This is a genomic window from Virgibacillus sp. GM2-2 (assembly GCF_055329585.1).
Genome location: NZ_JBUZWC010000027.1, coordinates 1 through 13,632 on the forward strand (window position 1 = coordinate 1; position 13,632 = coordinate 13,632).

17 protein-coding genes and 1 riboswitch are annotated in these 13,632 nt (G+C 37.0%); of the genes, 6 read left to right on the forward strand and 11 right to left on the reverse strand.

All coding sequences use genetic code 11. The annotated features are described in order from the left end of the window. Positions 1-163 precede the first annotated feature (163 nt). The gene (locus tag ACY9Z2_RS18565) at positions 164-361 is read right to left on the reverse strand and encodes a hypothetical protein (RefSeq protein WP_463611167.1); all 198 of its coding nucleotides are present in this window, start codon (positions 359-361) and stop codon (positions 164-166) included. Between the two features lie 167 nt (positions 362-528). On the opposite strand from ACY9Z2_RS18565, the gene kapB reads away from it, so the two are divergent. Then, positions 529-918 (forward strand): kinase-associated lipoprotein KapB, encoded by a 390-nt coding sequence (gene kapB / locus ACY9Z2_RS18570; protein ID WP_463611168.1) that lies wholly within the window; start codon positions 529-531, stop codon positions 916-918. A 92-nt stretch (positions 919-1,010) separates the two neighbouring features. Here the strand turns inward: kapB and ACY9Z2_RS18575 are convergent, their stop codons facing one another. Then, positions 1,011-1,274, reverse strand: a complete 264-nt coding sequence (locus tag ACY9Z2_RS18575) for a phosphocarrier protein HPr (protein WP_463611169.1) — start codon at positions 1,272-1,274, stop codon at positions 1,011-1,013. A gap of 179 nt (positions 1,275-1,453) precedes the next feature. On the opposite strand from ACY9Z2_RS18575, the gene deoD reads away from it, so the two are divergent. Further along, entirely contained in the window at positions 1,454-2,161 is a 708-nt protein-coding gene (gene deoD, locus ACY9Z2_RS18580) for a purine-nucleoside phosphorylase (protein ID WP_463611170.1), read from the forward strand. A gap of 231 nt (positions 2,162-2,392) precedes the next feature. Beyond that, complete coding sequence (locus ACY9Z2_RS18585; protein ID WP_463611171.1) at positions 2,393-2,866, forward strand: divergent PAP2 family protein; 474 nt, start codon at positions 2,393-2,395, stop codon at positions 2,864-2,866. 119 nt (positions 2,867-2,985) lie between these two features. Here ACY9Z2_RS18585 and spsC read toward each other — a convergent pair whose 3' ends face one another. The 8 genes from spsC to ACY9Z2_RS18625 all read right to left on the reverse strand — a co-directional run bounded on the left by spsC (position 2,986) and on the right by ACY9Z2_RS18625 (position 10,834). Beyond that, a complete protein-coding gene (gene spsC / locus ACY9Z2_RS18590) occupies positions 2,986-3,675 on the reverse strand; it encodes a stationary phase survival protein SpsC (protein ID WP_463611172.1) in 690 nt (229 codons plus the stop codon). 176 nt (positions 3,676-3,851) lie between these two features. Beyond that, the gene (locus ACY9Z2_RS18595) at positions 3,852-4,028 is read right to left on the reverse strand and encodes a YjzC family protein (RefSeq protein WP_463611173.1); all 177 of its coding nucleotides are present in this window, start codon (positions 4,026-4,028) and stop codon (positions 3,852-3,854) included. Positions 4,029-4,347: 319 nt separating this feature from the next. Further along, positions 4,348-5,337: a homoserine dehydrogenase gene (locus ACY9Z2_RS18600; protein ID WP_463611174.1), complete on the reverse strand. Its 990-nt coding sequence runs from the start codon at positions 5,335-5,337 to the stop codon at positions 4,348-4,350. Next, positions 5,327-6,400, reverse strand: coding sequence for a homoserine O-acetyltransferase MetX (gene metX, locus ACY9Z2_RS18605; protein WP_463611175.1), 1,074 nt, complete (start codon positions 6,398-6,400; stop codon positions 5,327-5,329). The genes ACY9Z2_RS18600 and metX overlap by 11 nt, the downstream gene beginning before the upstream one ends. Positions 6,401-6,414: 14 nt before the next feature. Further along, complete coding sequence (locus ACY9Z2_RS18610) at positions 6,415-7,725, reverse strand: O-acetylhomoserine aminocarboxypropyltransferase/cysteine synthase family protein (protein ID WP_463611176.1); 1,311 nt, start codon at positions 7,723-7,725, stop codon at positions 6,415-6,417. 33 nt (positions 7,726-7,758) lie between these two features. Continuing rightward, entirely contained in the window at positions 7,759-8,862 is a 1,104-nt protein-coding gene (locus ACY9Z2_RS18615) for a 5-methyltetrahydropteroyltriglutamate--homocysteine S-methyltransferase (protein WP_463611177.1), read from the reverse strand. A gap of 119 nt (positions 8,863-8,981) precedes the next feature. Then, positions 8,982-9,082, reverse strand: a riboswitch (SAM riboswitch). Between the two features lie 123 nt (positions 9,083-9,205). Next, positions 9,206-9,517: a YuiB family protein gene (locus tag ACY9Z2_RS18620; RefSeq protein ID WP_463611178.1), complete on the reverse strand. Its 312-nt coding sequence runs from the start codon at positions 9,515-9,517 to the stop codon at positions 9,206-9,208. A 96-nt stretch (positions 9,518-9,613) separates the two neighbouring features. Next, the gene (locus ACY9Z2_RS18625; RefSeq protein ID WP_463611179.1) at positions 9,614-10,834 is read right to left on the reverse strand and encodes an NAD(P)/FAD-dependent oxidoreductase; all 1,221 of its coding nucleotides are present in this window, start codon (positions 10,832-10,834) and stop codon (positions 9,614-9,616) included. A 308-nt stretch (positions 10,835-11,142) separates the two neighbouring features. Between ACY9Z2_RS18625 and ACY9Z2_RS18630 the strand changes: the two genes are divergently transcribed. Continuing rightward, the gene (locus ACY9Z2_RS18630) at positions 11,143-12,126 is read left to right on the forward strand and encodes an NAD(P)/FAD-dependent oxidoreductase (protein WP_463611180.1); all 984 of its coding nucleotides are present in this window, start codon (positions 11,143-11,145) and stop codon (positions 12,124-12,126) included. On the opposite strand, the gene ACY9Z2_RS18635 is transcribed toward ACY9Z2_RS18630, so the two are convergent. After that, entirely contained in the window at positions 12,123-12,368 is a 246-nt protein-coding gene (locus tag ACY9Z2_RS18635; protein WP_463611181.1) for a hypothetical protein, read from the reverse strand. The genes ACY9Z2_RS18630 and ACY9Z2_RS18635 overlap by 4 nt on opposite strands. Positions 12,369-12,446: 78 nt before the next feature. Between ACY9Z2_RS18635 and ACY9Z2_RS18640 the strand changes: the two genes are divergently transcribed. Beyond that, complete coding sequence (locus ACY9Z2_RS18640) at positions 12,447-13,256, forward strand: nuclease-related domain-containing protein (protein ID WP_463611182.1); 810 nt, start codon at positions 12,447-12,449, stop codon at positions 13,254-13,256. After that, positions 13,256-13,444 carry a hypothetical protein gene (locus ACY9Z2_RS18645; protein ID WP_463611183.1) on the forward strand — a complete coding sequence of 63 codons (189 nt, stop codon included), beginning with the start codon at positions 13,256-13,258 and terminating at the stop codon, positions 13,442-13,444. Before ACY9Z2_RS18640 ends, ACY9Z2_RS18645 begins: the two co-directional genes overlap by 1 nt. The last annotated feature ends 188 nt before the right edge of the window (positions 13,445-13,632 follow it).

Consider the following 13,632-nt stretch of genomic DNA (forward strand, 5'->3'; position numbering starts at 1 on the left):
GCTTATGACGGCAGCTTCTGGGCGATGTAGCTAGACAGCTTTTCGTTTATACTTTACTTTGCTCTTAAGAAAAAATTTGATTGTCACTAAGTGAAGGTATTACAAAAATGTATTCGTTCGAGTTTGGCGCGTAAAAAAACTACTAATACGCTTGATACAAGAATTAGTAGTTTTCATTATGATTTTCTTCGTCGTTATTCTTTTCATCTTTTAAATATTGCTCTTCAAATTTACGTTCTTCTTTTTTAGAGTATTTGTAGAAGAAGTACATCGTTATTGCTGCACCAATCATAAAAATTAGCAATGTAATAATTGCTGGTATATATTCAGACTTATCCTCTGGAAAATAAAGAAACTCCATCATAACGCACTCACGCCTTTCGACATCATTATATCAAATTCCCGATTTTCCATAAACCAATTGGGGTGATGTTCATAAATATGACATATTGAACGCAACGTTTGTCGATTAGGGATGAAATACAGTAAGATAAAATGAATATGTATTACGAAAATGGAGGTAGTATTATGGCAGACGTACAAATAGGTCAAACTGTAAAGGCTCATTATAATTCAGGAACATATATAGGTGAAGTAATGGAGGATCGTGGCAACCGTTATCTCATTAAGGTACTAGCTGTTCATAAACATCCTTTACAAGGAGATCTGCACAATCCCGGGAAAGTGGATGATGTATTTTTTCATGAACGAAAAGCTTTAGCTCCTAATGAAAAAATGAATGTAAAAAAGCCTGCGGTACATCCGTCTGATGGTGAAATAATGGAATATGGAGATTCCTTAAAAATGGCAGTAGATACACTGAAGGAGAAACTGCTTGCTAAGGATTCTGAGTTTAACCGTAAGGCTCTGAAGACTTTAGAAGGACTTGAACAGAAAAACTACTCAAAATACTATTAAGCCAACATTTGTATGAAGCACATCCGTTTGCAAAACCCAGTAAACTTACGCATGAAAAAAGCTAGAGGTTTATCATTCTCTAGCTTAATGGCTTATTCACCTAAATGCTCCTTAATAACTTCCGCGACACCAGCTAAAGCATCTTCCTCGTCTGAACCAGTTGCAGAAACTGTAATTTCAGCACCTTTTGGAACACCTAAAGACATGACGCCCATAATTGATTTAAGGTTAACTGTTTTACCGTTATAAGAAACCTCAACCTCTGATTCAAATTGACCTGCTTTATTAACTAATAAGGTTGCTGGACGTGCGTGAACACCAGTATCAGCAGTAATTGTAAATTTTTGTTCTTTCACGAGAATTTCATCCTTTCCACACTTCTTTATAATACTTAACAATACATTTTTTATACAAAAAAGTAAACCCGTAGGCACTTTGACATCTATAAATACCATTATCTTATAGAAAATTTGTTTTTCAGAAAACGTTGTGATAACGTTATTTAGGAGTAAATGATTTAACAGGAGGAAATTACATGAGTGTACATATAGGCGCTAATAAAAATGATATTGCTGATAAAATTTTATTACCTGGTGATCCGCTTCGAGCTAAATATATTGCGGAAACTTTTTTAGAGGATGTAACCCTGTACAATGAGGTTCGGGGAATGTACGGATATACTGGAACCTATAAAGGTGAACGCGTATCTGTTCAAGGAACAGGTATGGGGGTTCCATCAATATCCATTTATGTGAACGAATTAATTCAAAGCTATGATGTTCAGAAATTAATCCGTGTTGGAACATGCGGTGCAATCCAAAAGGACGTTAAGGTACGTGACGTTATATTAGCTCAAGGTGCTACAACAGATTCTCAAATCAACAGAATGGTATTTGACGGAATCGACTATGCTCCATTAGCTGATTTTGACCTTTTGAAAAAGGCTTTTGACGTTGGATTAGAGAAAGAGATGAATTTACGTGTAGGAAATGTATTTACGAGTGATACATTCTATCGTGATAACGCTCAGGAACTTAATGAACTACTTGCGAAGTACAAAGTGTTAGCAGTCGAAATGGAAACATCTGCACTTTATACACTTGCTGCTAAGTTCGATCGTCAAGCATTATCTGTTCTTACAGTATCTGATCACATTTTAACTGGTGAAGAAACATCATCTGAAGAACGTCAAACTACGTTTAATGAAATGATGATTGTTGCATTAGAAGCTGCAATAAAATAGTTTTTTAGCCGATAGATACATTCATCTATCGGCTTTTTTATGATAACGTATAGCTTTAAAGATATCAGTATAAGCGTGTCCTTAAAGCTTGGTGATGAGTCAAATTTTCTAATAACGCAAATCCATGAATTTTATCTAGTCATGTGATAAAATGACCGATATATATCAGCTAGCATGACATATACTAAGAAATACAACAGGTGAAGCAAAGAAGGGATGGATTTCCATTTCATGGACTTATTTTTAAATTTTCCGCTATGGGCTGCATTGGCAGCAATTGTTTTTGCACAAGTTGTTAAAATCCCAATTCGGTTTGCCGTTACAAGAGAATTTAAACCAGGACTCGCTTTTAGCACTGGTGGTATGCCCAGCAGTCATTCAGCAGCAGTTGCTGCTCTATCTACTGGAGTAGGAATTGTTGATGGTGTGACGTCTACAACATTTGCAGTTGCATGTGTATTTAGTATTATTATCATGTTTGATGCTTCAGGGGTTCGAAGGCAAGCTGGTGAGCAGGCCGTACTGTTAAATCAGTTAATGAAGGATTTTCACAACTTTATGGAAGGCGCAAAGGATTGGAATCAAAAAGCTGAATATGAAAAACGTAAAGAACTGAAAGAATTACTTGGTCACCAACCAATAGAAGTATTCTTTGGCGGTGCTTCTGGTATCGGAATTGCGTTTTTACTATATTTGTTATATTAAAAAACTCGGCATTCGCCTATCTTATAGCGAGTGCCGAGTCTATCTTATTAGGTCTACCATAACTTATATTTACTGACATTACTAAAAAAGATGAGCCTACTAAAGCTCATCTTTTTTCATTAACTTTTAATAATTTGATCTCGGAATACTTGCAATGCTTCATTATTATTTAATTTTATTAGTTCTTTTTCGGTAATTGATCCATCACCCATTTTAATAATACGAACCTCTACTTCTTTTTTACCCCAGTGCTCATAAACGTCAGCAACAGTTGGATAATACAAATCGATTTTATGTCCATTTATCGCGCTACCTTTATCAGCGACTACACCGTATCCATAACCAGGAATCCACATAATCGTACCAATTGGATATACATCCAGATCAGCTGCTATAGTAGAATACAAATCTCTTTTCACTTCAATACCTGAATACGTAATTCCATACATTGGATGATCTGGCGTTTTACCAGTTGATTCAACTCCTGCTGTATAACCGGTCGCAAGAACCGTAGCACTTGGATACTGTTCAAAATTCATTGCTTCCTCAATTGTCTTTGGACCTTCTATTTCATCACTTGAAATATATCGTTTTTGTTCTTTTTCTAAATTCAACGTTTTTTCTTTTAAGGCCGTTTCTCGTTGATTAACAGTCTCCCCTACAAAAGGAGTAAACTCTTGAGACTTTTGCTCCGCCCAAACATGAACATCTTTGAAAGTTATGTTTGAAATGGATGATAATGTTGCGTAAACTGCAGTGAAAAATAATAGAACCATTGCACTTCTTCGTAAAAAGTTTGCTGTTTTCATTGATAACACCTCATTGGTAGCATTAAAATTTTTATTTAACGGTTTGTTTGTTATAAGATAAATAACTACCTACCTGCACAGTGTTACCAATTTAATAATTAATATACTCAGAAAATACGAAATCTCTAGTTAAAATCTTGTAAAAAGGGCCGTCCGAGTAAGGATAGCCCCTTTAATTAGTTTTTATCTAAAGTCCACACACGATCATGATTTGAATTTTGCGGGAATTTTTCTCCTGCCTTTAGTTTAATAATCTTTGGGTCCTTTACCATGCTGCCTGTTTCGCCAATTTCCATATATACACCATTATTTGGAGCCTTTTGTCCAAATCTAAAATGACTGAATTCACCCATCTTGCACACACTCCTTATTAACTTTTTTCTTCCATTATTCTTTTCTAATTTATGTTGATTATGCACAACCGTTAGAAAAACTCGACATTCGCCTCGTCCTTAATAGCGAGTGCCGAAGTTTTTCTTATAAGGTCTACCATAACTTTCTGACGTTATAAAAAAATCAGAAAAACACCGTACTAATAGCTATCATACGTAAGTTATTAATGGTATCATTTATCAAATCAAGAAAAATAGCATACCAATCTTTATGCATTGGTATGCTAGTTGACATGGCTATTCGGTTTATTAGCTAATATGAGTTAATATGGTTGCCTATTTAGTTTACACGTAAAGGTTTTCGAATATGTTTTTCTAGTAAACAAATCTCCGCTAAGTCCTCGATGATGGCACTAGCTGTTGGGTTACCACCTGCTCCAGGACCCTTTAAAAGAAGCTCACCTAGAAGATCCGTTTTGATATGAATTGCATTATCTACACCTTCTATAGAAAACAGTGGATGTTGTTCGTCCAGGTCCAGAGGTTTAATACTAGCATTTAGTTGACCATCAATTTTTTCTAATGAAGCAACGAGTTTAACACGTTTACTTTCAGTTGCTTTTTCTCTGAAATCTTGTTGTGACACCTGTGTAATCCCTAGTCTTTCCACTCCACCCCACACTGGTTGTGTACCATGAATCAATTGACTAAGAATCATTAGCTTGTAAAATGCATCCCATCCTTCTACATCATTCGTTGGATCTGCTTCAGCGTAACCAGCTTGTTGAGCATTTGCTAATGCCTTTTGAAAAGAGATATGTTTATTACGCATTTCTGTTAACACATAGTTGGAGGTTCCATTTAAGATAGCTTCGATTTTTACAATTCGATTAATTCGAAGCAACTGGTTAATCGTTCGAATTACTGGAATACCACCACCAACTGCCGCTTCGTACACGAATTTAACACCATTTCGTTCTGCTAGTTCAATAAGCTTTTCGCCTTCATGGGCAATTAGTTCTTTGTTAGCTGAGATAACATGTATTCTGTTTTCTAAAAATTGAAGGATGTAATCTTTTGCTGGATCTCGGCCAACGATTGCTTCGACAACTATATCCAAATGTGGAATTGAGAGAATGTCATCTAACTGTGTTGTAAGCATAACGTTCTTACCAATTGACCGTGGCTTACTTGAATTTTTAACAAGTACGCCAACAACTTCAACTTCCGTACCTAGAACTTGTTGTAGCTGTTGTTGATGTGTATGAATTGCCCTATAGACGCTGCTGCCAACTGTTCCAAGACCCAACAATGCTACTTTAATCGTCATGTAAACACTCCTTTAAAATCGGCCCCCACTTTTCGTATTCTACAAGAAATCCATCATGACCAAAATTTGTATCAATTTCATAAAAATCTTTTGGATTGTGCACTAGCTTCCTGACCTCTTCTGGCGGATATAACAAATCTCCTTTAAATGCAAAAGCATGGATAGGAACGTGCAAATTTTCGAGTGCCTGTTTCCATCCGCCCCTATTCCGCCCTATATCATAGTTATCCATCGCTTTTAATAAATATAGATAACTGTTTGCGTCAAATCTTGATGCAAGCTTCTTTCCCTGATAATCGAGGTATGACTCTATTTCAAATGTATGGTTCTCAAGCCCTGATTTACAAGATGTTACTTGCTTTCGTGCGAATCTTTCATTATAAAGTTCTGCCGACCGATACGTGATCATCCCGATCATTCGAGCTATTCCTAATCCATTTGCTGGTGGATTTTCGGAATCATAATATCCATTACACCATGCTGGATCAGTAGTAATTGCTGTTCGAGCAACTGCATTGTATGATATCGCATAGTCACTTAAATAAGGAGTCACAGCTATCGGAATAAGTTTCTCGACAAAATCAGGATACAGTAACCCCCACTCCAAAACCTGCATACCTCCAAGTGAAGCACCTATGACTGCCCTAACACGTTTAATGTTCATCAACTGTAGCGCTTGATACTGTGCTTTAACAATGTCACGTACTGTAATTAATGGAAAGTCAGCACGATACGGACACTGATTCGCCGGATTTATACTAACTGGTCCGGTTGAGCCGCTACAACCGCCAAGCACGTTCATCGTAATAACCTGCCAATGCGAGGTATCAATCCACTTGTTTTCACCGACAAGCCCAGACCACCATCCAGGCTGTTTTTCACTTCCAACTGTAATGTGATTTCCAGTCAATGCATGACAAATGAGCAAAACAGGAGCTTCCTTTGAACCCGCACGTTCAAAGGCAATTGAGATGTCTTTCAACTTTTGTCCGGATTCAAGTGTTAGTGAAGCCATTTGAATAGTGCCATGTTCAGCCGCTGTATTGATGTTCGTATGTTTCATCGAGATCCTCCGTATTACAATTTCTGTTTTTCAAGACTTGTCGCAATAGATATTGCCTGATCAAGTGTTTCAATCAAATCGCGGATAGATTCGATACCAACTGAAAGCCTAACAAGATCTGGTGTAACACCGGTTGTTTTCAATTCATCATCACCTAACTGCTGATGGGTAGTTGTTGCAGGATGAATAATAAGCGATTTTGCATCCCCAACATTTGCAAGGTGGGACCACAGTGAGATGTTATCAATAAGGGTACGTCCAGCTTCCTTTCCTCCTTTGATACCAAAATTCACAATCGATCCGAATCCTTCATTAAAATATTTTTTCGCCGTTTCGTGGGAAGGATGATTTTCTAAACTCGGGTGCGTAACCCAGTCCACTCCTGGATGATTCACTAGATAACGAGCAATCTGTTCCGCGTTCCGATTATGTTCCTTAATCCTTAAATGGAGTGTTTCAAGCCCTTGTAGTAATAAAAATGCATTAAATGGACTAAGACATGCCCCTAGATCACGTAACAATTGGACCCGGAGTTTTGTTATGAATGCTACACCTTCAAGATCAGTGGCATAGCGCAAACCATGGTAGCTTTGGTCTGGTTCTGTGAATCCAGGGAATTTTTCCGAATTGTAATCAAATTTTCCACTATCTACAACCAAGCCTCCTATGGAATTCCCGTGACCGCCAATCCACTTTGTTGCTGAATGAACAACGATGTCTGCTCCATAGTTTATTGGTTTACATACATACGGTGTTGCGAACGTATTATCAATGATTAATGGTACACCCGCTTCATGCGCAATACCTGCAACCGCTTCTATATCAAGAATATTTAAGCTCGGATTTCCGATAGTCTCAGCAAATACCGCCCTTGTTTTTGGAGTAATGGCTGTTCTAAAATTTTCTGGATCAGATTGATCAACAAATTTTACATGAATGCCGTATCTCGGAAGCGTTGTGGAAAACAAATTATACGTGCCACCATACAAATTGGCTGATGCAACAATCTCGTCCCCTGCTCCAGCAATATTCAAAATTGCTAAAGCAATCGCTGCCATTCCGGAAGATGTTGCTACAGCTGCTACACCGTCTTCCAACAATGCAATTCGCTTTTCAAGAACATCAACAGTTGGATTGCCAATGCGTGTATAAATATTACCCTGCTCTTGAAGCGCAAATAATTGCTGTGCATGATCAGTATTATCAAATACATAGGAACTCGTTTGATAAATTGGTACCGCTCTGGAGCCTGTTGTCGGATCAGGCTCCTGTCCCCCGTGTAACAAAATTGTTTCCAATTGGTAGTTAGCTTTTTGTTCGCTCATTTATTATTCCTCCCCATTATTTATAAAATTGTCTTACTTCCAAACTTCTTTTGCTATATCAACGATGAACTTTAATTTATCCCATTGTTGTTCTTCCGTTAAAATATTTCCGTGATGTGTGGAAGCAAATCCGCATTGCGGGCTTAAACATAGTTGACTTAAAGGAATATACTTAGATGCTTCTTTTATTCGTTCTATTACTTTCTCTTTATCTTCTAGTTCACCACTTTTTGATGTAATCGTCCCTACAACGACCCTTGCTCCATCATTTGGTACATGTTTTAACGGCTTAAAATCACCGGAACGATCATCATCATACTCTAAGAAAAATCCGTCCACTTTTTCCTTTGCTAGTAGTGTTGGTGCAATATGTGCATAACTCCCTTTAAATGCCCATGTCGATTTATAGTTTCCACGGCACAAATGCGTTGTAACAGCTAAATCATCAGGTTTATCTTCCAATACGCTATTGATTACATGGAGTGCTAAATCTATTAATTCCTGTCTTGAGTAACCTGGTTCATAAGGGGCAAGACTGTCCGCATTTAGTCCGGCAATATATACATCATCAAATTGTAAATAACGTACGCCTGCTTCGTAGAATGCTTTAACTGCCTCCCGATAAGCAAGAACAATATCATCTGCATATGTTTCTAATGTCGGGTAAAGTTTCGAGTCACGAATACCTAAGTGAAACAACTGGTTTGGACTTGGTATCGTTTGTTTGGCTACAGCACGCCCGTCAACGATCTCATTGAACTCGATAAAGTCGTTGATAAACGGATGGTTCGCATTAAATGATAGCTTACCAACATTCCGGATATTATACCTTTCCGTCTCTTCACCTTGAAAAACATAGCCTTGGTCAGGGACAAATCCTTCGATACCATTTAAGTGCTCCAAAAAGTCCAAGTGCCACCAAGAACGTCTGAATTCACCATCTGTAACAGCCTCAAGTCCTACTTCAATTTGCTTGTCAACAATTCGCTTAATTTCTTTCGTTTCAACTTCACGTAACTGTACAGCATTGATTACGCCTTCTTTAAATTGTTTTCTTGCTTCATGTATGCTTTCTGGTCGTAATAAACTTCCCACATGATCTGCACGAAAAGGTGCTTTTGTTAAAGTAACCGTCATTTCAATTCCCTCTTTCATTCAAATTTTTACGCCGTTTGATTTCGAACAAGCTATGTATTATTCACACGAAAAAACCCCCTTCTTATATAAGAAGAGGGTTGGTCACCAGACTAGTTCTCTTCTTATCTTCAAGCGTTACGCTTCTGGAATTAGCACAGTGTTTTAAAAACCTGTTGCTGAGGTATCAAAGGGCCAGTCCCTCCACCTCTCTGGATAAGAAAAATTTCATATTTAAATGTTAAAAGCTATATTACATACGATATGATAAAAAGTCAAGAAGAATTCTGAAATTTTTTAGAATATGAAAAAAGAGCGTTTCCCAAAATGGTTAACGCTCTATAGACTAAAACATTTGATATCCGCTTTTTCTCAAAAATTTTATAACGAAACCTGAAATAATCGTTCCAATAAATCCTGAACTTAAAATAATAATATCTACTGGGGTAACTTCCATTAATTTAGTAAATGCTATCGAGAGTGATCCCGAAAGATCAGTAAAATAAGATCCAGTAGAAATATCATCAACAATTATTAATACGACAAACGGATAAATAAATGCCATTAACCAGGTTCTACGTAAAAGCATGTTTAGTATAAATGCAAGTCCAAAAAATATTACTAAAAAGAGTAAGATGGACATGATAAGTTGAATCACTGTGTATCCTCCCTCGTACAGTCATAATCACATGTTATATTTTATCGGAAAACGTAGAAAAAGCAAAGGCAGCAACTTTGCCTTTGCTCGGAAAAATTAATTAAAAATATTAAACTTACCTTTTTTAAATAAAAGTCCTGGTCCACCCAGCTTTAGTAGGTAGCGATTATCGATTACTTTTTTCATTACAGTTGCTTTCCAACCAAACATCTTGCGACCATTTAACACAACACCAATCGCATCGTCATGCCCTAATGATGCTACAGTACCAAGAATCTTTGGTTCAAAGCTTTCCACTTCACCTTTTCCTAGTGCAATTGCTTTCACATTATGTGCAACAGCTTCAGCCATTTGGATAGCAATTTGGGCAGTTGGTGGAAACGGACGACCACTTTCTTCATTCATAATCAGTGCACAATCACCGACAACAAATACATCATCATAATCTGGAGCACGCATATCACTACGAACTTCAATTTTACCGCGGTTCGTTTCGAATCCTGAATTTTCAACAATAGAGTTAGCACGAACTCCGGCAGCCCAAACTGTAGTCATGGTTGGAATTTCTTCAAGCTTATCATTTTTTTCAAATACAATGCTGTCTGGTTTACATTCCTTCAGCATCGCTCCAGTTATAAATTCAACACCACGTGCTTCTAATGAATTCATTGCATATTCAACTAGATCAGGATCAAATCCTGGAAGAACGGTTGGCGCACCCTCAACATTAATAATGCGAACTTTGTTCTTATCAATATCATATTCCTTACACAGCTCAGGAACACGGTTTGCTAATTCACCAACGAATTCAATGCCTGTGAAACCACCACCGCCAACAACGATATTTAGTCGGGCGTCGTTCGGTTCCTTTTCATTATTGTACATAGCAAAATTATATTCAATATGCTCTCGAATCAAACGAGCACTATTAATACTACCAATTTTGAACGCATGCTCATCAAGACCAGGGATACCAAAAGTAGCAGCTTCAAAGCCTAATGCAACTACTAAATAGTCATAACTCAGCTCTCCACCCTTAAGCTTTACTTTTTTCTCTTCTGGCTTAATAGAAATTACTGTATCTTTGACGAAATTTACTTTGCTCATGTTGATAACTTCTTTTATTGCAATACGTGTACGATCCTGATGCAATGTTCCAGCAGCGTTTTCATGTAACCAAGTGGTTTGGTAATGATAGTCGTGCTTGTTAACTAATGTAATAGTTGCTTCGTTTACCCCCAAAGATTTTTGCAGATTAACTGCAGTCATAATCCCACCGTACCCGGCACCTAAAATAACAATATTAGGCTTACTCATCTCTCTCATCACTTCCATCTTTTAATTTCGTACATTATCATGTATTACGATGTTTGTGACATATTTCACGAATGATTGCATAAAAAAAGAGTCGAATTATGTATTATTTTGTCACATAATCGTAATGTAAATGTCTAAAAACAATCTTAGCCCCTTTTCTCTATACTTTCAACCCTTAATTTTATGTTATAAAATTTAATGTTTTCGTAATTTTATCGCTTTTGTTATCAAAAATACACATAGCCTGTCTTTTTGTGATAATATAGGCATGATGGGAAAATTGAAACTGTTTAATGGGGGAATTTACCATGTCAGATAAAGTGTACGATGTTACCATTATAGGTGCAGGTCCAGTTGGCTTGTTCACTGCCTTTTATGGTGGAATGAGGCAAGCAAGTGTTAAAATTATTGAAAGTTTACCACATACTGGTGGGCAGCTTACTGCTTTGTATCCAGAAAAATATATATATGATATTGCTGGATTTCCGAAAGTCGGTGCGCAAGAACTTGTTGATAGCTTAGAAGAACAAGCAAACATGTTTGATCCGACGATTGTGTTGAATCAAGCTGTTGAGAAGGTTGAACGTCTAGACGATAACACAATTAAGTTAACATCAGATAAAGAAGTGCATTATACAAAGACAATGATCATTACAGCCGGAAACGGAGCATTTCAACCACGTCGTCTTAACGTTGGTGAATGCGACCAATTTGAAGGCATCAACTTACACTACCATGTAAAAGACATGAGTCAGTACAAAGATCAGAATGTCGTACTGCTTGGTGGAGGAGACTCCGCGGTTGACTGGTCGCTTATGCTAGAACCAATCGCGAAAAGCGTAACACTAGTACATCGTAGAGATAAATTTAGAGCACATGAACATAGCGTGGAAAAATTAATGGAGTCTAGTGTTAAAGTTTTGACACCTTACGCTCCAAGTGGAATTACAGGTACAAATCGCATTGAACAGCTTATTTTAGAAGAAGTTAAAGGCGATAATGAAGTTGTATTAGATGTTGACTCTGTGATTTGTAATTACGGCTTTGTTTCATCGCTTGGTCCAATTAAGGAATGGGGCTTAGAAATTGAAAAGAACAGCATTGTCGTTAACTCAAAAATGGAAACCAACATCCCTGGAATTTACGCAGCAGGAGATATTTGTACATATCCAGGAAAAGTTAAACTAATTGCCACTGGATTTGGCGAAGGTCCAACAGCGATTAATAATGCGAAAGCGTATATTGATCCGAAAGCTAGATTGCAACCAAAGCATTCGACGAGTATGTTTTAAAATATGAGAGTCCGGGCACTGATGATGGTGCCCGGGTTTTTTTGTATGTCAGGCAGGATGGTGTTGGATTGCTTGAATTTTTTGGTTGGCTTGTATTTTTGGAATTCAGCCAGTATTTCATGTGAATTGGCTGGTATTTTTTCAATATAGCCAGTATTTTTGATATCCGGCTTGTATTTTGAAAATTTCGCCAGTATTTGTTTGAGAAACGTATTTTCATATCTATAATCTATTATAATCAACTTTTTAAAACTAAAAAGCAGGATTTTAACCCCTCCTTCTTGAATAGTACTGTATTCAACTAAAAAGAGGTGACATAAATGAAAACAAAAGAAAGGCAACTACCTGCAATTATTTCCGCTTTAGAAGCTTTGCTAATACGGTTGCCAGTTAATCATCAACGTCGTAATCAGATTGAAGATGACTTGCGAAAATATAAATCTGGCTTTCGTGGTGAACAATCCATCGAGTACGACCTCAATTTCTTAACTGCAACTGATTATCTCCACTTTCCTGGTTTACGCCTACCATTCAAAAATGCATTATTCTTCCAAATCGATTCTTTATTACTAACTCCTCACTGCATCTTTCTATTAGAAATAAAAAATACTTCCGGTACTATCTTTTTTGACAAACAGACGAATCAAATGATTCAGACTCTCGATGGTAAGGAAAAAGCTTTTCCATGTCCCATTCAACAAAGTAACCGTCATGTTACGCAATTGAATGAATGGTTGCAAAAAAATGGATTCACAAATATTCCTTTAGTAAACTTTGTTGTATTTACAAACCCCTCTACAATTCTAAAAACGTCTCCTGATAACCAATCTATTTTTGAAAAAGTATGTAAATCCCAAATCATTCCGAACAAAATAAATGACGCTCGTGCTCTGTACCCTCACACAGTGTTAGACTCAAAGCAAATAAGGCAGCTAAAAAATAAACTACTAAAACAAGATAAACCAAGAGAACCAGACGTTTTAAAAATTTATGGAATTGATAAATCGGATTTATTTCTTGGGGTGCAGTGTTTATCGTGTAAAAAGTTATCTATGAAGCGAAAAAAAGGAAGGTGGATCTGTCCCCTCTGTAAAGAGGTTTCTTTTACGTGGGGCATATTTACACATTGATGGACTATTTATTGCTTGTTTCACCAACGATTTCGAATGCTGAATTCAGATCGTTTCTCGGAATTGAATCTGATTCCATTACATCGAAAATACTTCGGGGTATGAATTTACCCGTTGCTGGAACGTACAAAGATAGGAGGTATAGTTTGGATATGGATAATCTGAAAAAGGTACTTAAAAGTGGTTAAAAAATACGTTTGGCCGGTATTTTGTATATTCGGCCAGTATTCCCTGTGTTTTGGCCAGTTTTTTTAAACTTCGGCTGGTATTATTAATATCGAGCCAGTATTTACGAAATTCAGCCAGTATTCCCATTTATAAGTAAGCGTCAAATACTCCCCACATATTAATGCTAGGTCATTCATGCGATAATCTT